The 20324-nt window shown below is 56.9% G+C and carries 20 protein-coding genes; 8 read left to right on the top strand and 12 right to left on the bottom strand.

Annotation, left to right across the window (positions count from 1 at the left end; genetic code table 11):
• The first annotated feature begins 3 nt into the window (after nt 1-3).
• Genes hpnC through hpnE form a run of 3 tightly spaced genes read left to right on the top strand, consistent with a single transcriptional unit; the run spans nt 4 to nt 3017 of the window.
• Nucleotides 4-864: a squalene synthase HpnC gene (gene hpnC, locus OSH09_RS12740; protein ID WP_207873681.1), complete on the top strand. Its 861-nt coding sequence runs from the start codon at nt 4-6 to the stop codon at nt 862-864.
• A 6-nt stretch (nt 865-870) separates the two neighbouring features.
• On the top strand, nt 871-1734 hold the full coding sequence (hpnD, locus tag OSH09_RS12735; protein WP_207873680.1) for a presqualene diphosphate synthase HpnD: 864 nt from the start codon (nt 871-873) through the stop codon (nt 1732-1734).
• Nucleotides 1731-3017, top strand: coding sequence for a hydroxysqualene dehydroxylase HpnE (gene hpnE / locus OSH09_RS12730; RefSeq protein ID WP_207873679.1), 1287 nt, complete (start codon nt 1731-1733; stop codon nt 3015-3017). Before hpnD ends, hpnE begins: the two co-directional genes overlap by 4 nt.
• Nucleotides 3018-3151: 134 nt before the next feature.
• Here hpnE and speG read toward each other — a convergent pair whose 3' ends face one another.
• From speG to alaC, 4 genes are all read right to left on the bottom strand, one after another.
• Complete coding sequence (gene speG, locus OSH09_RS12725; RefSeq protein ID WP_221079784.1) at nt 3152-3709, bottom strand: spermidine N1-acetyltransferase; 558 nt, start codon at nt 3707-3709, stop codon at nt 3152-3154.
• A 310-nt stretch (nt 3710-4019) separates the two neighbouring features.
• The gene (gene thrC / locus OSH09_RS12720) at nt 4020-5429 is read right to left on the bottom strand and encodes a threonine synthase (protein WP_266121165.1); all 1410 of its coding nucleotides are present in this window, start codon (nt 5427-5429) and stop codon (nt 4020-4022) included.
• Nucleotides 5429-6727, bottom strand: a complete 1299-nt coding sequence (locus OSH09_RS12715; RefSeq protein WP_026484344.1) for a homoserine dehydrogenase — start codon at nt 6725-6727, stop codon at nt 5429-5431. The genes thrC and OSH09_RS12715 overlap by 1 nt, the downstream gene beginning before the upstream one ends.
• The gene (alaC, locus tag OSH09_RS12710; RefSeq protein WP_222667426.1) at nt 6724-7911 is read right to left on the bottom strand and encodes an alanine transaminase; all 1188 of its coding nucleotides are present in this window, start codon (nt 7909-7911) and stop codon (nt 6724-6726) included. Before alaC ends, OSH09_RS12715 begins: the two co-directional genes overlap by 4 nt.
• A 168-nt stretch (nt 7912-8079) precedes the next feature.
• On the opposite strand from alaC, the gene OSH09_RS12705 reads away from it, so the two are divergent.
• The 5 genes from OSH09_RS12705 (at nt 8080) to OSH09_RS12685 (ending at nt 12860) form a co-directional block, all read left to right on the top strand.
• Entirely contained in the window at nt 8080-8523 is a 444-nt protein-coding gene (locus OSH09_RS12705) for an Mth938-like domain-containing protein (RefSeq protein ID WP_207873675.1), read from the top strand.
• The gene (locus OSH09_RS12700; protein ID WP_207873674.1) at nt 8520-8987 is read left to right on the top strand and encodes a peroxiredoxin; all 468 of its coding nucleotides are present in this window, start codon (nt 8520-8522) and stop codon (nt 8985-8987) included. Before OSH09_RS12705 ends, OSH09_RS12700 begins: the two co-directional genes overlap by 4 nt.
• A gap of 52 nt (nt 8988-9039) precedes the next feature.
• Nucleotides 9040-10767 (top strand): PhoH family protein, encoded by a 1728-nt coding sequence (locus OSH09_RS12695; RefSeq protein ID WP_266121164.1) that lies wholly within the window; start codon nt 9040-9042, stop codon nt 10765-10767.
• 132 nt (nt 10768-10899) lie between these two features.
• Nucleotides 10900-11892, top strand: coding sequence for a 4-hydroxythreonine-4-phosphate dehydrogenase PdxA (gene pdxA / locus OSH09_RS12690; RefSeq protein ID WP_207873672.1), 993 nt, complete (start codon nt 10900-10902; stop codon nt 11890-11892).
• Entirely contained in the window at nt 11889-12860 is a 972-nt protein-coding gene (locus tag OSH09_RS12685; protein WP_207873671.1) for a bile acid:sodium symporter family protein, read from the top strand. The genes pdxA and OSH09_RS12685 overlap by 4 nt, the downstream gene beginning before the upstream one ends.
• Nucleotides 12861-12956: 96 nt before the next feature.
• Here the strand turns inward: OSH09_RS12685 and OSH09_RS12680 are convergent, their stop codons facing one another.
• The 8 genes from OSH09_RS12680 to OSH09_RS12645 all read right to left on the bottom strand — a co-directional run bounded on the left by OSH09_RS12680 (nt 12957) and on the right by OSH09_RS12645 (nt 20323).
• The gene (locus tag OSH09_RS12680; protein ID WP_207873670.1) at nt 12957-14327 is read right to left on the bottom strand and encodes a replicative DNA helicase; all 1371 of its coding nucleotides are present in this window, start codon (nt 14325-14327) and stop codon (nt 12957-12959) included.
• Between the two features lie 277 nt (nt 14328-14604).
• Nucleotides 14605-15060 carry a 50S ribosomal protein L9 gene (gene rplI, locus OSH09_RS12675; RefSeq protein ID WP_207873669.1) on the bottom strand — a complete coding sequence of 152 codons (456 nt, stop codon included), beginning with the start codon at nt 15058-15060 and terminating at the stop codon, nt 14605-14607.
• A gap of 18 nt (nt 15061-15078) precedes the next feature.
• Nucleotides 15079-15351 (bottom strand): 30S ribosomal protein S18, encoded by a 273-nt coding sequence (gene rpsR / locus OSH09_RS12670; protein WP_003802444.1) that lies wholly within the window; start codon nt 15349-15351, stop codon nt 15079-15081.
• A gap of 89 nt (nt 15352-15440) precedes the next feature.
• A complete protein-coding gene (priB, locus tag OSH09_RS12665) occupies nt 15441-15758 on the bottom strand; it encodes a primosomal replication protein N (protein ID WP_207873668.1) in 318 nt (105 codons plus the stop codon).
• Nucleotides 15759-15771: 13 nt separating this feature from the next.
• Entirely contained in the window at nt 15772-16176 is a 405-nt protein-coding gene (gene rpsF, locus OSH09_RS12660; protein WP_207873667.1) for a 30S ribosomal protein S6, read from the bottom strand.
• A 143-nt stretch (nt 16177-16319) separates the two neighbouring features.
• Nucleotides 16320-17123 (bottom strand): GTP cyclohydrolase FolE2, encoded by an 804-nt coding sequence (gene folE2 / locus OSH09_RS12655; protein WP_207875680.1) that lies wholly within the window; start codon nt 17121-17123, stop codon nt 16320-16322.
• Nucleotides 17124-17272: 149 nt separating this feature from the next.
• Nucleotides 17273-19138: a 1-deoxy-D-xylulose-5-phosphate synthase gene (gene dxs / locus OSH09_RS12650; RefSeq protein ID WP_266121163.1), complete on the bottom strand. Its 1866-nt coding sequence runs from the start codon at nt 19136-19138 to the stop codon at nt 17273-17275.
• Between the two features lie 276 nt (nt 19139-19414).
• Nucleotides 19415-20323, bottom strand: a complete 909-nt coding sequence (locus tag OSH09_RS12645) for a polyprenyl synthetase family protein (protein ID WP_207873665.1) — start codon at nt 20321-20323, stop codon at nt 19415-19417.
• Nucleotide 20324 lies beyond the last annotated feature (1 nt).

Here is a 20324-nt window from a genome sequence, read left to right as displayed (position 1 = left end):
ACTATGTCTATCGAGCACTATGAAAACTTCCCTGTCGCCTCGGTACTGCTACCTCGTCGGCTACGCCGACCGGTCATCGATATTTATCGTTTTGCCCGCAGCGCCGACGACATTGCTGATGAAGGCGATTTAAGCGCTGCCGAGCGCCTGGAACTGCTCGCGCAGTTCGAAGCCGGAATAGAACAACTGCAATATCATCAGCCCGTTCTGGCTGATACCCCACACAGCACCATTTTTGTTCCCCTGGCCAGCAGCATCAGCAACTTCCAGTTGCCACTTAAACCGTTTCTGGATTTGCTGTCCGCGTTTCGCCAGGATGTCACCACTCATCGCTACAGCGATATGGCCCAGGTGCTGGATTACTGTACGCGCTCGGCCAACCCCGTTGGCCGCCTGATGCTGCATTTATATGATGCCCACAGCCCGGAGCTGGTCGAGATGGCCGACGCCACCTGTACAGGGCTGCAACTGGTTAATTTCTGGCAGGACGTGGCGCTGGACTGGCACAAGAATCGTGTCTACATCCCGCAAGACCTGTTGGCCCAATACGATCTGGATGATGATTACATCCAGGCCCGCAGCCAATTGCTGCGTCAGCCCGAGGCTGATGCACGCTGGCAGGAAATGATGCAGTTGCTGGTGACGGATGCCCGTCAGCGCCTGCAGGCCGGGCTGTTGCTAGCATCGCACTTGCCAGGACGCATCAGCCTGGAGCTGAAAATGATGGTCCTGGGTGGCCTGCGTATTCTGGAGCGCCTGGAAGCGGTACAGTTTGATGTCTTCAGCCATCGCCCCACCCTGTCCCGCCTGGACTGGCTACGCCTGATTGCCCGCGGCCTGAGCCGTACCCCTTACCGACCCTGAACGTCCATGAGCCCAGACGAGTATTGTCAGAACAAGGCAGCCCAAAGCGGCTCCAGTTTTTACTACGCCTTTTTGTTTCTGCCGCCTGAACGCCGCCGCGCAATCACGGCGCTTTATGCGTTTTGCCGCGAAGTTGATGACGTGGTGGACGAGGTTCACGAGGAATCGGTCGCCCGCATGAAGCTGGTGTGGTGGCGCACGCAAGTCGCTGACCTGTACGAAGGCCGCGCCCATCACCCGGTGATGCAGGCTCTGGCGCCTCATATTGAAGCGTTTGGTCTACCCCAGGACGAGCTCCTGGCCGTAATCGACGGCATGGAAATGGATCTGGATCAGGTGCGCTACCAAAGCTGGAGCGAACTGGAACGCTACTGTTGGCACGCCGCCAGCGTGGTGGGTTTGCTGTCGGCGCGTATTTTTGGCCAAACCCAGGAACAGACCAGCGACTATGCGCAAAAACTGGGCCTGGCATTTCAACTGACCAATATCATCCGTGATGTAGGCGATGACGCTCGTCGTGGTCGTATCTACTTGCCGCAGGAAGATCTGGACAAATTTGGCGTATCGCCCCACGAGATTCTGGATCAGCAGCACTCGGAACGCTTCGAGGCCCTGATGGCTTTTCAAACCGAGCGCGCCCAGGATCTGTACCGACAAGCCATGCGCGCCCTGCCTGCTGTTGACCGCCGCGCACAACGCCCCGGCCTGTTGATGGCTGCCATCTACCATGCCCTGCTGGTGGAAATTGCCAATGATCGCTGGCATGTGCTGGAACAGCGTATTTCACTGACGCCCATTCGCAAGTTCTGGCTGGCCTGGAAAACCTGGGTCTCAGGCGGACGTAGCTTGCAACGCAAACTGGGCCGATGAAGGTCGCCGTTATCGGAGCGGGCTGGGCAGGTTGTGCCGCCGCCTGGCGACTGAAGACCCTGGGCCATCAGGCCAGTGTCTTTGAAGCCTCGCGTCACATAGGCGGACGTGCCCGCCGCATACACAGTCCCAATCTGGGGCGCGATACTGATAACGGCCAGCACATCATGCTGGGGGCCTACTCCGTCATTTTGGGTTTGATGGGGGAAATCGGGCTGGACGAAGCGTCCCGGCTGGAACGCAAAGATCTGGACGTGATCTCGGCCGACGGGCATTTTCGTCTGCGCAATCGGCCCCTGCCCGCCCCTTTTCATTTATTGACCGGCCTGCTGGGTGCCCAAGGCCTGGACTGGTCGCAAAAAATCAAGCTGGCCCGGTTTTGCCGTTGGCTGATGAAGCAACAATGGCACACCCCGAAAGGTCTGACGGTGTTGCAGCTTTTAGAGCAGCACAAGCAAGACAACCATGTCATCCGCCTGTTCTGGCAACCGCTATGCGTAGCCGCCATGAATACGCCTATTGAGCAGGCCTGCGCTCAACTGTTCGCCCATGTGCTGCGCGATAGCCTGGGCGGTCCCCGACAAGCCAGCCAAACCTTGATCCCGCTGACTGACTTAAGCCAGCTCTGGTGCGAATCCGCCTTGCGCGATATTCAGCTACAACTGGGCCACCGGGTGCAGAGGCTGGAACTGACAGAAGCGGGTGTGCAAATTGACGGCCTGCAGTTTGATGCAGCCATTGTGGCTTGTCCGCCCGTACAAGCTGCGCGCCTGCTGCATAGCCTGCCCAGCAACCCAGCCAGCGAACAACTGCTGGCGGATCTGGAGGCGTTCAGCTATGTCCCTATCGCCACCCTGTATCTGGAACTGGAGCACGCCTGGAACCTGCCCCATTCCATGATGATGCTGGACGATAGCAGTGGCAGCGGCGGGCAATGGCTGTTTGATCACAGTGCCCTGAAACCGGGTAGCGGCGAAACGCTGGTGGGAATCGTCATCAGCGACGCTGTGCGCCTGCAAGCACTGGACCGCGAGCAAGCGATTGCCGCGATTATCGAACAGGTACGCAGCCAAACCCGGCATCTGAAACCCATGCCAGCGGTACGAGCCAGCGAGCTGATTATCGAAAAGCGAGCCACCTTTGCAGCCGTTCCCGGCCTGCGCCGTCCTTCGGTAACGACACCGTGGCCAGCCATTCGTGTGGCGGGCGACTGGACCGATACCGGCTACCCCGGTGTGCTGGAAGGCGCTGTGCGCAGCGGTCTGAAAGCGGCACATTTATAAGAGCCACGACTGAGCAAACTGGTACACGCTCAGCACGCGCCCAGGCAATCAAACAGAGTCATGCCAAGGAATACGGCCATACACCAGGACCGCGCTTAGCATCCCTTCAAAACAAGGGCTATTACGGCAAGGCATTATTGCGCCAAGGGCGTCAGCAAAGTCTGCGCTGGCTTATGAGCCGCCAAAAACTCCGGCTGGAACAAGCACATACGCACCACATCCCGATACTGGCCGTTAATGAAGAACTCATGCTTGAGTTCGCCTTCCACCTGGAAACCAAACTTCTGATAGATATGGATAGCCTTGTGGTTTTCCTTGTCCACAATCAGCACGATCTTGTACAGGTTCAACACCCCAAAACCGTATTCGATAGCCAGCTTGGTCGCCCGCGAGGCAATCCCCTTGCCCTGAAACTCTGGCGCAATAATGATCTGGAATTCAGCCCGGCGGTGTACATAATCAATTTCCACCAGCTCCACTACGCCCGATGGCTGCCCTTCCCACTCCACCACAAAGCGGCGTTCGCGCTGATCGTGAATGTGCTCGTCGTACAGAGCCGCCAGCTCGCCATAGGTTTCATAAGGTTCTTCAAACCAGTAGCGCATCACGCTGGCGTTATTGTCCAGCAAGTGCACAAAGCGCAAGTCTTCGCGCTCCAGAGGGCGTAATTTAACGTGAGTCGTTTTACTCATGATCTTTCTATCCTTTCTCTATGTTCGATAGACGAGCCGCCTATCTGCCTATACCAAAGGCCATAGACATCATGCCCGCATATCGTGTTTTTTTGATGAAGACCTGATAGAAAAAGTTCAGTTGGCGGCGAAACCGCCGCTCTGCCAGTCTTGCGGAAAACCGGCCAAAAACGCAAAAACCCCGATTTCTGCTTTCCTGCGTAGCAAACTGAATATCAGTCAGACCAGCAGGAATATCAAAATCGGGGTTTGAAACTACTACCTGGCCGCTATGGTTGCACCGGACAAACATCCGGCGCAACGAGCGACATCAGGTGGGAGCGTGTTCTTCGATGTAGCGGCGCACCTGAGCAACATCCGCATCCATCACGACCACTTTTTGCGGCAAATCTGCCAGACCACGCAAGTGCTCAGGCACTGGCGCAGGCTGACCAATCGCTTCTTCAATCGTCTCGGAGAACTTGGCAGGCAGCGCGGTTTCCAGCACCAGCATGGGGATGCCTTCTTCGCGGAAGTTCTGAGCCACCTTGACGGCGTCCGCCGTGTGCGGGTCGATCAGAGTCTGGTACTGCTGATTCACCTGGGCAATCGTGTTCAGACGATCCTGGTGCGAACTGGCACCGGCCACAAAGCCGAACTCTTCCTGGAGGCGTGGCAGATGCTCGCTCAGGTCGAACTGGCCTTCTTTGCTCAACTGTTCCCACAGTGCCTTGACCTTGCTGCCATCACGGCCCAGCAGATCAAACACAAAGCGCTCGAAGTTGGAGGCGCGGGAAATATCCATGGACGGGCTGGACGTAGCGTAAGTTTGCTCGGAACCACGCGGGCGATAAATGCCCGTGCGGAAGAACTCTTCCAGCACGTTGTTTTCGTTGGTGGCCAGAACCAGCTTGGCGATAGGCAGACCCATCTGGCGAGCAATGTGACCCGACAAAATATTGCCGAAGTTGCCCGAAGGAACCGCAAACGAGACCTTTTGACCAGCCTGATTCGTGCTGCGCAGCCAGCCCCAGAAGTAGTACACCACTTGAGCGGAAATACGTGCCCAGTTAATGGAGTTCACGGCACCCAGGTGCCACTGGGACTTGAACTGCAAATCGCCTGCCAAAGCCTTGACGATATCCTGGCAATCATCGAACACACCCTTTACCGACAGGTTATGGATGTTTTCGTCTTGCAAGGAGTACATCTGGGCGCGTTGGAAAGCGCTCATGCGGCCGTAAGGCGAGAGCATGAACACGCTGACGCCACGCTTGCCGCGCAAAGCGTACTCAGCCGCCGAACCCGTGTCGCCGGAAGTGGCGCCCACAATGTTCAAGGTGCTGTTGCGCTGTGTCAGCACGTATTCAAAAACCTGGCCCAGAAACTGCATGGCCATGTCTTTAAATGCCAGGGTTGGACCTTGGGACAAGCCCAGCAAGGAGAAACCGGGTTCCAGCTCCTTGACCGGTACAACCTGCTCGCTGTCGAACACGCCGGGTGCATAAGCACGTGCCGTCAAGGCGGACAGTTCATCAGCCGGAATATCGGTGACAAACAAACCCAGCACTTTGGCGGCCAGTTCGGGGTAGCTCAGTGCGCGCCAGGATTCCAGCGTTTCTGCACTGACTTGAGGGTAGCTTTCTGGCATGGCCAAACCGCCATCCGGAGCCAAGCCTTCCAGCAAGATGTCCGAGAATGGCTGCGCCTTCATGCCGCCACGGGTGGATACGTAATTCATTACAGATTCTCCACGCGCAAACGGGTCACGGCAGACTGTACAAAAGGCAAATTCTGAATCTGGCTGATCGCGCCATTGATGGCACCTTCACGCGCTTCGTGCGTCAGGAAGATGATATCGGCCTGTTCGCCAGCCGGCTCCTGGAACATGGACCCGATCGAAATCGAAGCCTGAGCCAGAATGCGAGCCACATCAGCCAGAACTCCAGGACGGTCGTCCACACGCAAGCGCAGGTAGTACGAGGACACCACTTCATCCATAGGCAGGATGGGGGTATCGGACATGGCGTTGTGCTGGAAAGCCAGGTAAGGCACGCGGTGTTCGGGTTCTGCGGTTTGCAGACGAGTCACGTCCACCAGGTCGGCCACCACCGCCGAAGCGGTTGGCAAGGCACCAGCACCGGCGCCGTAGTACACGGTCTGGCCTACGGCATCGCCATGCACCAGCACCGCGTTCATGGCACCTTGCACATTGGCCAGCATGCTTTGCAGCGGGACCAGTGTGGGGTGTACGCGCAATTCAATACCTTCTTCACGAGCGCGGGTAATACCCAGCAGCTTGATGTTGTAGCCCAGGCGTTGTGCGTGTTGCAGGTCTTCCAGTGCCAGGCTGGTAATGCCTTCCACGTGGGCCTTGCTGAACTGCACAGGGATACCGAAGGCCAGGGAGGCCAGCAGGCTCAGCTTGTGCGCAGCGTCCACACCTTCAATGTCGAAAGTAGGATCGGCTTCGGCGTAACCCAGACGCTGGGCATCGGCCAGGGCCTCAGCAAAGCTGACGCCACGATTGCGCATTTCGGACAGGATGTAGTTGGTGGTGCCGTTGATAATACCGGCCAGCCACTGAATACGATTAGCCGTCAGGCCTTCGCGAATTGCCTTGATGATAGGAATACCACCGGCCACAGCAGCTTCAAATGCCACCATGACACTACGCTCGTGAGCAGCGGCAAAAATCTTGTTGCCATGCTTGGCCAGCAGCGCCTTGTTGGCGGTGACCACGTGCTTGCCCTGGGCAATCGCTTCCATCACCCACTCGCGTGCCAGGGTGTCGCCACCCACCAGCTCGACCACAATATCAATATCAGGGTTACGCACCACGTCCATGCCGTCTGTGGTCAGGGTGACTTCGTCCCCAACCAGCGCGCGTGCCTTTTCCAGGTCACGCACAGCAATAGCGACCACCTCAATACGGCGACCGGCGCGGCGAGCGATTTCATCTGCATTGCGTTTCAATACGTTCCAGGTGCCGCTGCCAACCACACCCAAACCCAGCAAACCTACTTTGATAGGACTCATTGAACAAATCCGTCCTTACGGAACATTTCTTTGATGCCGCGTACCGCCTGACGGGTACGTTGCTCGTTTTCGATCAGCGCAAAGCGCACATAGTTGTCGCCATACTCACCAAAGCCGATGCCGGGGGATACGGCTACTTTGGCATCGCTCAGTAAGCGCTTGGCAAACTCCAGCGAACCGATGTCCTTGTAGAACTCGGGAATCTTGGCCCAGATATACATTGATGCCTTGGGGACATCGACCATCCAGCCTGCTTCATGCAGGCCCTTGGCCAGTACGTCACGACGGCGGCGGTACTGCTCCACCACCTCGGTGACACAATCCTGTGGACCTTCCAGGGCCGCAATGGCCGCCACCTGAATCGGTGTGAAGGTGCCGTAGTCGTGGTAGCTCTTGATCCGTGCCAGGGCATTGACCAGCGAGGCGTTCCCCACCATGAAGCCAATACGCCAACCGGCCATATTGTAGCTTTTGCTCATGGTAAAGAACTCGACCGCCACATCGCGCGCGCCTTCCACCTGCATGATGGAGGGGGCCACGTAGCCGTCAAAGGTAATGTCGGCATAGGCCAGATCGTGTACCACCAGAATATTGTGCTCGCGTGCCAGCGCCACAATACGCTCAAAAAAGGACAGCTCCACACACTGGGCCGTCGGATTGCTGGGAAAACCCAGAATCATCATTTTGGGCTTGGGAATGGACTCCCGCACGGCTTTTTCGATTTCCTCGAAAAAGTCCACGCCAGGGACCATGGGCACCGAACGAATATTGGCACCGGCAATGACGGCACCATAAATATGAATGGGGTAGCTGGGGTTGGGCACCAGAACGGTGTCGCCCTTGTCCAGGGTTGCCAGCATCAAGTGGGCCAGACCTTCTTTGGAACCGATGGTAACGATCGCTTCACTATCAGGATCCAAGTGCACATTGTAGCGGCGCTCGTACCAATTGGTCACGGCTCGGCGCAGACGCGGGATGCCTTTGGAGACAGAATAACCATGAGTATCCGGGCGGGTGGCCGCCTCGACCAGCTTTTCCACGATGTGCGCCGGTGTCGCGCCGTCCGGGTTCCCCATGGACATGTCAATAATGTCCTCGCCACGACGGCGGGCGGCCATTTTCAGCTCGCCAGTAATGTTGAACACATAAGGCGGCAAACGCTCGATGCGCGGAAAGCGAATCATGACATTCCTTGATAAGAAAAAAGCGGCTGACCCAAACCAGAAGGTAAAAGTTAATCAAAGAGTTTAATCCATGATTGACTTACTGAGAATCACTGCAAACAGATCAGGTGCCGCATTGTCGCTGGCGCTTTGCGCTATCATCGAAGCTGAAAACGGGAGAGACTCATCGTGCAACTGCAACGCGAACACAATCCAGCCATGAATGCCATCACCGCCTATGGTGAAGACTACGTGGCGATCAATTTTCAAAACCACGATCATTCCATCTTCTTTAGTCCCGAAGGTCCCGTGCAGGACCTGGCCATTCAGAGTGCCTCCGAGCTGACAGCCGTGCTGCTGCGCCGGATCGCCGGACTGGAATCGGTCAAGCAAGACCCCATGGCTTTTCTGGACGACGCCCCCGTGGCGCGCCCTGACAACGCCCCCGAACTGATTTTGATCGGTACTGGCCAGCGCCAGCACTTTTTGCACCCGGCTGTCACGCAGGAAATGCTGCAGTGGGGCATAGGTGTGGAAATCATGGATACCCAGGCCGCTGCCAGAACCTACAATATCCTCATGGCTGAAGGCCGCAAAGTCGTTGCGGCCTTACTGATACAGGAAAAAGCATGACTGCCGTACAAATTGGTGCCCCCATCCCCGACTTTTCCGTGCCCTCCACGCAGGGCGAGTTCAGCGCGGCTGACCTGAAAGGGAAAATGACAGTGTTGTACTTTTACCCCAAAGACAACACGCCGGGCTGCACCACCGAATCCCAGAATTTCCGCGATGCCCTGCCCGAATTCGAGGCTGCAGGCGCGCGAATCATTGGCGTTTCGCGCGACTCGCTTGGTTCGCACGAACGTTTTATCGACAAGCAAGCCCTGACTTTCCCTTTGCTTGCCGACACCGAAGAGCGCTTGTGCGAACTGTTTGGGGTCATGAAAATGAAAAACATGTACGGTAAACAGGTACGTGGCATTGAGCGCAGCACCTTTTTGATCGACGCCCAAGGTGTGTTGATTCAAGAATGGCGTGGCCTTAAAGTGCCCGGCCACGTCCAAGCTGTATTGCAGGCTGTCCAGCAAGCCGCCTGAAACCTTACCGTGCCGACCTGCAAGTCGGTACACAACCAGGAGTACGTGTTATATGCCGCTACCAACGTTGCCCACCAAGCTGGGAACCCTGCTTAGCGAAAAAGATGACAGTGTCATCCTTGCCGATCCACCCGTACCACTAGACGAACCCGACACTCCGCCCGCCAGCCCCAAAGCCTCCAGCAGCAAAGCGGCTGTTGTGCCACGCTCCAAAAAGATAGCGCCTGCCAAAACGGCGCCAGCGGCTCCCGCAGCAGCTCCGGCTCCTGCCCCCGCCAGCGTAGCCAAGCCAGCCCCCGTCAGTGCCGCCGCCACTCCGGCCGCCCCCAAACCCGCCGCAAGAGCAGCGAGCAAGCGCACTCGTCTGGCCCCCACTCAGCGCAAGCTGTTTGTGCTGGACACCAACGTCTTGCTGCACGATTCCAATTCGCTGTTCAAATTTGAAGAGCACGATATTTTCCTGCCCATGATGGTGCTGGAAGAGCTGGACCACCAGAAAAAGGGCCTGTCTGAAGTGGCGCGCAATGCGCGTCAAGTCAGCCGCTCCCTGGAAGGCCTGGTGGGCGATCATGGTCTGGACAAGCCCATCAATCTGGATGGCATTGGCAATACCGAAGCTCTGGGTGCCGTCACCTTCCAGACCAGCGCCCTGGACACGAGCCTGCCTATCCAGTTGCCGCTGGGCAAAGCCGATAACGCCATTCTGGCTGTAGTCAATGCTCTGACCCAGAGCCTGCCCAAGCGCGAAGTGGTTCTGGTGTCCAAAGACATCAATATGCGCCTGAAGGCCAAGGCACTGGGCCTGCTGGCGGAAGACTACCGTCACGACCACGTGCTGGATGACTCCGACCTGCTGTATGACGGGGTCATGCCCTTGCCGGACAACTTCTGGACCAAGCACGGCAAGAATATGGAGTCCTGGCAACAGGGCGGCACCACCTTCTACCGCATCAGCGGGCCGCTGTGCAGCCAGTTCATGGTCAACCAGTTTGTCTTCACCGAAGGGGATGATCCCCTGATCGCCCAGGTCCGCGAAACAGCGGGTAACACAGCCGTCCTGGCGACCTTGCGCGATTACAGCCACGGCAAAAACAATGTCTGGGGTATCACTGCTCGCAACCGCGAACAGAACTTTGCCCTGAACTTGCTGATGAATCCCGATTTCGACTTCGTCTCCCTGCTGGGCCACGCCGGTACGGGTAAAACGCTGCTGGCACTGGCCAGTGCGCTGACCCAGACCCTGGAGACCAAGCGCTACAACGAAATCATCATTACCCGTGCCACGGTGCCCGTGGGTGATGACATCGGTTTTCTGCCTGGTACTGAAGAAGAGAAAATGCAGCCCTGGATGGGTGCGCTGGAAGACAACCTGGAAGTGCTGCATTTGGGCACAGGCAAGTCCTCTGGCAACCTGAACAATCCGCAAGGGACCGAAGCGGCTCCCCGCAACTCCACCATGGAACTGGTGCGCTCCAAGATCAAGGTGAAATCCCTGAGCTTCATGCGTGGTCGCACCTTCATGAACAAGTTCCTGATCATCGACGAGGCCCAGAACCTGACGCCCAAGCAAATGAAAACACTGGTGACGCGCGCCGGTCCAGGAACTAAAATTGTCTGCCTGGGCAATATTGCCCAGATTGACACGCCCTATCTGACCGAGGGCAGTTCCGGCTTGACCTACGTGGTAGACCGATTCAAAGGCTGGCCGCATGCAGGCCATATCACCCTGCAACGCGGTGAGCGCTCCCGTCTGGCAGATTACGCCAGCGACGCACTCTAAACCGAATCCCTACTCACTCAAACCGGGTCCTGGACCCGGTTTTTTTTTACCGCCAGGCCGCCCTAAGGTAAAAATGCCCCCTTGAGGGGCAGCAAGCCGAAAGCGCAGCGTGGGGGCTTTTTATTGACCACTATGAAACGTACCGCACAGCCCATCGGGCTCACTATGGGCGATGCCGCGGGCATAGGCCCGGAAATTATTGCCCGCCTGATTGTTGAAGGTTTGCCACACCCGGCCGTCGTCTATGGCGATGCAGGCGCAATGCGCCGTGCTCTGACGCTGATTGGCGCCGATCAAGACTGGCACGTCGAGGAAGTCGAGCAGGCCGTTTGCACGCCCAAGGGTGTGATTGCCGTACTGAATCGCTGGCAAGCCCTGCCCGAAGACCTGCCCTATGGTGAAGTTCACGCCCTGGCCGGACGTGGTGCCTACGAATACCTGTGCCACGCTATCGATGATGCCCAGGCCGGTTCAATCCGTGCCATTGTCACCGCCCCGCTGAACAAGCTGGCTATGCAAAAAGGCGGTATCGATGCTCCCGGCCACACCGAGATTCTGGCCGAGCGCAGCCACACCGAGCACTACGCCATGATGCTGGCCAACGAGCATTTACGCTCCATTCTGGTCACCATTCACGAGCCGCTGGCCCGTGTCCCCTCCCTGATTACCAAAGAGCGCGTCTTGCAAACCATTCGGCTGGCCCAACTGGCCTGCACACAAGCCGGTATTGCCAAACCCCGTGTGGCAGTGGCCGGTCTGAACCCCCATGCGGGTGAAGGCGGAAAGTTCGGCTTGGAAGACATAGAACAGATCACCCCAGCTATTGAACAAGCCTGCGCTGAGGGCATACAAGCCAGCGGCCCCTGGCCCGGCGACACGATTTTCATGCGTGCCCGCCAGGGCGAGTTCGATATTGTGGTGGCCCAATATCACGATCAAGGGCTCATCCCCATCAAACTGTTGGGCCTGGACGAAGGCGTGAATGTGACGGTCGGCCTGCCCTTTATCCGCACCAGTGTGGATCACGGCACGGCCTACGACATTGCCGGACAAGGCAAGGCAGATGCGTCTTCCCTGGGCTATGCCTACCGGATGGCTCTTTCCATGAGCGCTCATCAAGCATGATCAAGCGTTTGCCGATTGACCCGTTTTTACTGAAGCTGTTTGCCACCGTTGCTCTGGCCAGTCTGTTGCCCGCCCAGGGTTGGGGCGTGGCCGTGTTTCAACACACCACGCAGATTGCCATTGCCTTGCTATTTTTCCTGCATGGCGCTCGCCTGTCCCGCGAAGCGATTTGGGGCGGCTTGTCCCACTGGCGCTTGCACCTGTTGATTCTGTCGGTCACCTTCCTGCTTTTCCCGATTCTGGGCAGCGGAGTCGCGGCTGTGTTGCGCCCCTGGCTGACTGACAATCTGTATCTGGGCATCCTGTTTCTGGCTTGCCTACCTAGTACGGTGCAGTCCGCTGTGGCTCTGACGGCTATGGCACGGGGTAATGTGCCGGTTTCGATTTGCAGCGCCTCGGCCTCCACCCTGCTAGGGGTGTTCATCACCCCTCTGCTGGTCGGCATCATGCTGGCAGGAGCGACCAGCGCCCAGGCCACGGTGTCACTAGAAGCCGTCGGGAAAATCATGCTGCAATTGTTTTTCCCCTTTGTCTTCGGGCATTTACTGCGTCCCCTGATCGGGGCCTGGGTCATGAAACGTCAGCAGTTGCTTAAAGTTGTGGATCAGGGGTCGATTCTGCTGGTGGTCTATACGGCCTTTTCAGGCGCCGTGGTGGGCGGTCTGTGGTCCTCCACCCCACTAAGTGCCTTGGGGCTGATTGTGCTGTCCAACGCCGTTCTGCTGACCTTGGCCCAATTGCTGGCCTGGAATCTGGGACGCTGGCTGGGCTTTTCCTTTGAAGACCGTGTCAGCCTGCTGATGTGCGGCTCCAATAAAAGTCTGAGCAGCGGCATCCCGATTGCCAACGTGATTTTTCCCAGCGCCATGGTGGGGCCCATCATCTTGCCGATCATGCTGTTTCACCAATGGCAGCTATTAGTGTGCGCGTGGCTGGCTAAACGACTGGCTGCCCGCAGCGGGGACTGAAAGGGGAGGCATACCCATGTATGCCTCCCCTTTTGTTCTTCACCCTGCTGCCCGTCATGCGCGTATGAACACACATGAACACAGACCTTTAGCCTATTACGTGGGCATGTAATCCAGAAAGCGCGTACTGGCGCCAGCAAAGGTCAGACGTACCGAGCCAATAGGACCGTTACGCTGCTTACCGATAATGATTTCTGCCGTGCCTTTATCCGGTGAGTCGGGGTTATAGACCTCATCACGGTAAATAAACAAGATCAAGTCAGCATCCTGCTCAATAGCGCCCGATTCCCGCAAGTCACTCATCACAGGACGTTTGTTGGGCCGCTGCTCCAGGCTTCGGTTCAACTGCGACAAGGCAATCAAGGGGCAATTCAGCTCTTTGGCCAAACCCTTCAAGGAACGACTGATTTCAGAAATTTCCGTTGCCCGGTTCTCGCCACCGCTTGAGGACATCAACTGCAAATAGTCGATGATGATCAGGCCTAGCTGGCCACACTGCCGGGCCAGTCGTCGAGCCCGTGCCCGTACTTCCATGGAAGACAGGCCTGGAGTTTCATCAATATAAATCTGGGCTTCCTGCACCTGCTGCACGGCGTGCGTCAGACGCGGCCAATCGTCAGCAGTCAGCTTACCGGTACGCATGCGATGCTGGTCCAGCAAACCGACCGAGCCCACCATACGCATGGCCAACTGCACCGCGCCCATTTCCATGGAGAACACGGCAACGGGCAAGCCCTGGGCAATCGCCACGTGTTCGCCAATGTTCATGGAGAACGAGGTTTTACCCATGGAAGGACGCCCCGCCACAATCACCAGGTCACCGGCTTGCAGGCCCGAGGTCATCTTGTCCAGATCGGCAAAGCCGGTAGGCACACCGGTAACTTCAGAGTCACCTTCACGGTGGTAAAGCTCGTCAATACGTTCGACCACCTGACTGAGCAGAGGCTGAATTTCCAGAAAACCCTGTGAACCACGCGCCCCTTCCTGGGCAATCTGAAACACACGGGTTTCTGCTTCGTCCAGAATCTGGCGGGCTTCCTTGCCCTGCGGGTTGAACGCCGCCGAGGAAATATCATCCGCCACGGTAACCAGCTTGCGCAGCGTGGAGCGCTCGCGCACGATCTCGGCGTAGCGACGGATATTGGCAGCCGAAGGCGTGTTATGGGCCAAGGCGTTCAGATACGCCAGACCACCGACCTCTTCCTGCTTACCTGCTACCGACAAGGACTCAAAGACGGTAACCACGTCAGCGGGACGGGCCAGACCAATCAAGCGGGTAATGTGTTGCCAGATCAGCTTGTGATCAAAACGATAAAAATCCTCGTCGGTGACAATATCGGCCACCCGGTCAAACGCGGCATTATCGAGCAACAAGCCACCGAGCACCGACTGCTCCGCCTCAATGGAATGAGGAGGTATCCGAAGATAGTCCAGCGTTGAATCGGATTTGGCTGACTTGCTTTCCATGCATATACCTTCAAATCAAGGAAAAAAATCGATGCCGCAGCCAACAGAATACGTTGTGCGGTCTTAAACAGTCTGTCTGTGTATCTGGGGTCAGAACAGTCAGGCTCAACAGGAAATTAAGCTGACGGGACCTGAAGCGGCAGCACAAGCACACGGGCAGTGTGCTGGCCCTCTTCGTACAAATGAAGAGAAAACAAAAAAGCCGGCTTGCACCGGCTTTTTTGAGCTTGGCAGATACATCCCAAGAAAGAATGTACCATGCGTCAACGCACTAGTCTTAGGCGACGTCGCCTTGAACCACAACGCTGATTTCAGCGATCACGTCAGGGTGCAGAACAACCTGAACGGGGTACTCGCCGATAGCTTTCAGGTGACCGTCTGGCAGACGAACCTGAGTCTTGACCAGGTCGGCAAAACCAGCATTTTGCAATGCATTGGCGATGTCCATGGTGGTCACGGAACCGAACAAACGGCCGTCCACACCGGCTTTTTGAACCAGAGTGAAAGTTTGACCGTTCAGTTTTTCGTTCTGAGCCTGAGCAGCGGCCAGCTTTTCAGCTTGCAGCTTTTCCAGTTCGGCACGACGTGCTTCGAACTCTTGCAGAGCAGCAGCCGTAGCACGGCGAGCAACTTTGCGTGGCAGCAGGAAATTACGAGCGTAACCATCACGTACGCGCACCACATCACCCAGATTACCCAGGTTGGCGACTTTTTCGAGCAAAATAACTTGCATGACTAAGGTTCCTCTGGATTATTTGTGGTTGTCGGTGTACGGCAACAGAGCCAGGAAACGAGCGCGCTTGACAGCGGTATCCAGCTGACGCTGGTAGTGAGCTTTAGTGCCCGTCAAACGTGCAGGGATGATCTTGCCATTTTCCTGGATGAAATCACGCAGGGTGTCCAGATCTTTGTAATCAATTTCTTCAACGCCAGCGACGGTGAAGCGGCAGAATTTGCGGCGCTTGAACAGTGGGTTCTGTTGTGCAAATTTGCGTTTTTTGTCTTTGCCTCTACGGAAAGCCATTTTGTGCCTCGTTAGTAACCGGGCTATACCCGGAAGAATTCAGTGTGAAGCGAGGTGTTGAACACTTCGCGACGATCGATCCAGACCAGTCAGACCGTAACAGAGCCTTGTCCCGGAAAGTGACGCTGATACTGCTGTACATGCAACACCAGACGCGTCGAGCCTTTACGGGCTGGAGCAATAAAACCTTGTAGCTGCAAACGGGCTCCCAAAGGAGTGTCTGCCAGACCCAGAGCATTATTGCCCAGAGCCACTACCTGCATCGCCAGAGCGATTTGCCGGGAGTGACCGGCTTCCATGACGGAAGATTCGTGTTCCAGTACCAATTCCAGAGCAGGGACACCCGCCGGCGTATAACGCAAGGGCTTGATGTCGATAAGTTGCCCGTCAAGGGTGAACTGGTTCACGCAGTCGGAACTATTACTCTTCAGCTTGAGCTTCAGCCTCGGCTTCAGCGGCCGCAGGGGCGCTGGCTTCGGTGCTTGCTTTACGTGCTTCTTCGCGTTCGACGGACTTCATCATGACCGAAGCGCCTTCAGGGGCTTTCTTCGTGCCAGCGACGAGGTAACGCAAGATAGCGTCGTTGTAGCGGAAGGAATGCTCCAGCTCGTCCAGGATGGACTGACCGCATTCGATGTTCAGGCACACGTAGTGAGCCTTGACCAGTTTCTGGATTGGGTAAGCCAGTTGACGGCGGCCCCAGTCTTCCAGACGGTGAATAGTACCGCCCTCGGAAGTGACAATCGCCGAATAGCGCTCGATCATGGCGGGCACTTGCTCGCTTTGATCGGGATGCACAATGAACACTACTTCGTAGTGACGCATGGAACAACTCCTTGTGGATATCGCCTACTACCCGCCGTAAAAACAGCCAGGCACCAAGCGCGACAGCCCGCCCATTCAATCCGGGTCGAGCAAGAAACCATAGATACTAGCACCAAGAAAGGCTGGCTGACAAGCCAAAAGCCTTAGCCCTGCACGCTTGCGTAGGCAGAGTGATTATGAATCGACTCAAAATTCTCGGCTTCGATGCTATAACGCAACACTCCGGGCAAGCTGCGAACGCTGACGGCCACGTCCCGCACCAGATCTTCAACAAATTTGGGATTGTCGTAAGCGTATTCGGTGACGTATTTTTCGTCCGTGCGCTTGAGCAAACCCCATAGCTGGCAGGACGCCTGCTCTTCGACCGATTTGATCAGCGTAGGCAGGTCCAGCGCAGCCGGATCGGCAAACACGGCCTGAACCGTGACATGCGAGCGCTGATTATGCGCACCGTATTCCGAAATGGCTTTGGAGCAAGGGCACAGACTGGTCACCGGGACCAGCACAGACAGCTCAAACTCCGGCTGGGCGTCCACCGCCACGCGCGCGGTCCAACTGACGGTGTAATCCATCAGGCTGGCCACACCCGACACGGGAGCCACTTTTTCCAGAAAAATGGGGAAGGACGCGGTCATATCGCCCCGTCCGGCATTGAGCAAAGGCAACATGGCCTGGGCCATCTGAACGAAACCGGCAGGCGTCATGGGCTGACGGCGGTATTCCTCAAGCAAGGCCACAAAGCGCGACATATGGGTGCCTTTTTCTTCAGGTGGCAAAGCCACCGTCAACTCCCATTGCGCCACGGTAGGCACGGCCTGCCCTTGCAGGTCCAGCATCATCGGATGCCGCACCCCGCGCACACCCACGCGCTGAATCGCAACATGACGTGTGTCCATGCTGCTTTGCACATCTGGCATGGCCAAAGGCGATTCCGACACTGTATTCATATCCATCAGGTTCAGCCACGACAGAGCCGCAACCGTAAATAAAAACAATAATGAATTATTATCTTACGCTTATCGCAAGCGAGGTTCGATAACCTTAACAACAACACGCATATTGGGGTATTTAATGCCTCAAATACGCCGCAATTGCATCATGCCTCAAGCAAACTTGAGAAACGCTCACGAATGGAGCGCTCAATACCGGCGGCATCCAGCCCCAGATCCTGGGCAATTTTCTTCTGATCGCCGTGATCGATGAACTCGTCAGGGTAGCCCAATTGCAAAACGGGCATGACCAAGGCGTCGCGGCTGACGAACTCCAGCACCGCACTGCCTGCTCCGCCCATCACACAGCCCTCTTCCACCGTCACAAACGCCTGATGACTTTGGGCCAGCTCCTGCAACAGGGCTTCGTCCATGGGTTTGACAAAGCGCATGTCCACCACCGTTGCGTCCAGCACTTCAGCAGCCTTCAAGGCTTCATGCAGGACAGGGCCGAATGCCAGAATGGCCAAGTTCTTGCCTTGTCGACGCAGATTGGCTTTGCCCAGCGGAACAGTATTCAATTCCTGATCGACTGGGGCGCCAATGCCAGCACCACGCGGATAACGTACCGAGCTGGGCCCGGGATGCTGATAACAACAGGTCAGCAACAAGCGGGTTTCGTTTTCGTCCGAAGGCGTCGCCACCACCATATTGGGAATGCAGCGCAGGAAGGCAATATCGTAATTGCCTGCATGGGTTGCCCCATCTGCACCCACGATACCGGCGCGGTCCAGCGCAAAGGTGACATCCAGGTTTTGTAGGGCCACATCGTGAATGAGCTGATCGTAGCCACGCTGCAGAAAGGTGGAGTAAATCGCCACGACCGGCTTTTGTCCCTCACAGGCCAGGCCACCAGCAAAGGTGACAGCGTGCTGTTCGGCAATACCCACATCGAAATAACGACGGGGAAACTGCTGCTCGAACTCCACCATGCCACTACCTTCACGCATGGCAGGCGTAATACCGTACAGACGCGAGTCCTGCTTGGCCATATCGCATAACCACTGACCAAAAATCTGCGTAAAGCTAGGACGGGGTTTGGTCGTCGGCGTCACCAGGCCCACGGAGGGATCGAACTTGCCGGGGCCGTGATACAGCACAGGGTCTGCCTCAGCCAGCTTGTAGCCCTGCCCTTTGCGAGTCACCACATGCAGGAACTGCAAACCACCCAGTTCGCGCAGATTGCTCAAGGTAGAGACCAGCGCGTCCAGGTCGTGGCCGTCGATAGGGCCGACGTAGTTAAAGCCCAGCTCTTCAAACAAGGTCGCGGGAGACAGAATCCCCTTGGCGTGCCCTTCAAATTTACGTGCCAGATCCAGAACGGGAGGAACATGCTGCAACACAGCGCGGCCCACATTCTTGGCAGCGGCGTAGAAGCGACCCGACATCAGACGGGCCAGATAATGATTCAAGGCGCCCACGGGTGGGGAGATCGACATATCGTTGTCGTTCAGCACCACCAGCACATTCACATCAGGTGTGACACCTGCATTGTTCAACGCTTCAAAGGCCATACCGGCTGTCATGGCGCCATCACCGATGACGGCAATGTGCTGACGCTCGATACCCGCATTGCGCGAGGCCACAGCCATGCCCAATACGGCGGAAATGGAAGTCGAGGAATGCGCGGTGCCGAAATCGTCGTATTCGGACTCGGAGCGCTTGGGGAAACCGGAGATACCGTCTTGCTGACGCAAACCACCCATCTGGTCGCGGCGTCCGGTCAGGATTTTGTGCGGATAGGATTGATGACCTACATCCCACACGATACGGTCGTGGGGAGTCTCAAACACATAGTGCAGTGCGGTGGTCAATTCAACCGTGCCCAGATTGGACGACAAATGCCCGCCGGTTTTGGATACGGATTGCAGAACAAACTCGCGCAATTGTCGTGCCAGCTCGGGAAGATCACGTTGATCAAGCTGGCGCAAGTCGGCGGGAGACTGGATCTGCTCTAGGGAAACAGTTGTCATACTAAAAGACGTCTATCCGGGCAAATAAGTGAAACGACCGTCTCAAAGACAATCGCCAATCGGCTATTGTAAAACGCTTCGCGGCCTGTGCCAAAGTGACACGAGCAGCCAGCACCAGCATTGCTACAAAACGACCAGGACCAGCCTGGAAAATAATAAGGCCTATAAGGCTTGAAGCTATAGAGCAAGGGACAGGCCGCCAATCAATATGGCAGCCTCCCTAGCCATCAAGACGTCTGCAGACAAGCAGCGCCTGGCAAGCCCGTCCTGCACACCTTAATGATTTCGACCCACAATATAGTCAGCCAACTGCGTCAAACGCGCGGCGGCAGGCCCCAGGGGACGCAAGGCCAACTGCGCCTGCTCGTTCAGCGCACCCAGCAACTCGCGCGAACCGTCCATTCCCAGGATAGACACATAGGTGGGCTTGTTGTCGGCAGCATCTTTACCCGCCGTCTTGCCCAAGGTGGCCGTATCCGCAGTGACATCCAGAATATCGTCCACAACCTGGAAAGCCAGGCCCACAGCCTGTGCGTACTCTTCCAAACCATTGCGCACGGTTGAGGAGGCCCCTGCCACGATACCGCCCAGCAAGACACTGGCCTGCAACATGGCACCGGTTTTCATGCTGTGCATTTCCTGCAATTGATCACGATCCAGGGCAATGCCCACGCTTTCGCAATCAATTGCCTGACCACCAGCCATACCGGCACTACCCGCAGCCTGAGCCAACTGAGTAATCGCCTGCACAACCAGGGCAGGTGCAATCGGCATTTGTGCCAGCAGCTCGAAAGCCAGGGGCTGCAAGGCGTCACCTGCCAACATGGCGCAGGCTTCATCAAACTGAACATGGGTGGTGGGACGGCCGCGACGCAGCTTGTCATCATCCATGCAGGGCAAATCGTCATGCACCAGCGAGTAGGCGTGAATCAGCTCCACAGCCGCCGCAGCCAGCTCCAGCGCTTTCAATTGCGCAGCGGCCATAGGCTTGCCTTGCAGCGCGGCCTCGCCCGCGGCATACACCAAAGCGGCACGAACGCGCTTGCCACCGCCCAACACGGAATAGCGCATGGCTTCGTGCAAACGACCGGGTTCCTGGCTGACGGGGGGCAATAACTGATCCAGTACGGACTCAGTCTGCTCAACCCGCGCCTGAAGCCAATCAGAAAAACTGGTAGAACTCATC

Origin of the sequence: Alcaligenes parafaecalis, assembly GCF_026344135.1 — a bacterium.
Taxonomy (GTDB): Bacteria; Pseudomonadota; Gammaproteobacteria; order Burkholderiales; family Burkholderiaceae_B; genus Alcaligenes; species Alcaligenes parafaecalis.
This window is presented reverse-complemented; position numbering and strand designations above follow the sequence as displayed.

Excerpts from the sequence above, each read along its gene's own strand:
- hpnC (WP_207873681.1), top strand. The coding sequence starts at position 4 with ATGTCTATCGAGCACTATGAAAACTTCCCTGTCGCCTCGGTACTGCTA.
- hpnD (WP_207873680.1), top strand. The coding sequence starts at position 871 with ATGAGCCCAGACGAGTATTGTCAGAACAAGGCAGCCCAAAGCGGCTCC.
- hpnE (WP_207873679.1), top strand. The coding sequence starts at position 1,731 with ATGAAGGTCGCCGTTATCGGAGCGGGCTGGGCAGGTTGTGCCGCCGCC.
- speG (WP_221079784.1), bottom strand. The coding sequence starts at position 3,709 with ATGAGTAAAACGACTCACGTTAAATTACGCCCTCTGGAGCGCGAAGAC.
- thrC (WP_266121165.1), bottom strand. The coding sequence starts at position 5,429 with ATGAATTACGTATCCACCCGTGGCGGCATGAAGGCGCAGCCATTCTCG.
- OSH09_RS12715 (WP_026484344.1), bottom strand. The coding sequence starts at position 6,727 with ATGAGTCCTATCAAAGTAGGTTTGCTGGGTTTGGGTGTGGTTGGCAGC.
- alaC (WP_222667426.1), bottom strand. The coding sequence starts at position 7,911 with ATGATTCGCTTTCCGCGCATCGAGCGTTTGCCGCCTTATGTGTTCAAC.
- OSH09_RS12700 (WP_207873674.1), top strand. The coding sequence starts at position 8,520 with ATGACTGCCGTACAAATTGGTGCCCCCATCCCCGACTTTTCCGTGCCC.
- OSH09_RS12695 (WP_266121164.1), top strand. The coding sequence starts at position 9,040 with ATGCCGCTACCAACGTTGCCCACCAAGCTGGGAACCCTGCTTAGCGAA.
- pdxA (WP_207873672.1), top strand. The coding sequence starts at position 10,900 with ATGAAACGTACCGCACAGCCCATCGGGCTCACTATGGGCGATGCCGCG.
- OSH09_RS12685 (WP_207873671.1), top strand. The coding sequence starts at position 11,889 with ATGATCAAGCGTTTGCCGATTGACCCGTTTTTACTGAAGCTGTTTGCC.
- OSH09_RS12680 (WP_207873670.1), bottom strand. The coding sequence starts at position 14,327 with ATGGAAAGCAAGTCAGCCAAATCCGATTCAACGCTGGACTATCTTCGG.
- rplI (WP_207873669.1), bottom strand. The coding sequence starts at position 15,060 with ATGCAAGTTATTTTGCTCGAAAAAGTCGCCAACCTGGGTAATCTGGGT.
- rpsR (WP_003802444.1), bottom strand. The coding sequence starts at position 15,351 with ATGGCTTTCCGTAGAGGCAAAGACAAAAAACGCAAATTTGCACAACAG.
- rpsF (WP_207873667.1), bottom strand. The coding sequence starts at position 16,176 with ATGCGTCACTACGAAGTAGTGTTCATTGTGCATCCCGATCAAAGCGAG.
- folE2 (WP_207875680.1), bottom strand. The coding sequence starts at position 17,123 with ATGAATACAGTGTCGGAATCGCCTTTGGCCATGCCAGATGTGCAAAGC.
- dxs (WP_266121163.1), bottom strand. The coding sequence starts at position 19,138 with ATGACAACTGTTTCCCTAGAGCAGATCCAGTCTCCCGCCGACTTGCGC.
- OSH09_RS12645 (WP_207873665.1), bottom strand. The coding sequence starts at position 20,323 with ATGAGTTCTACCAGTTTTTCTGATTGGCTTCAGGCGCGGGTTGAGCAG.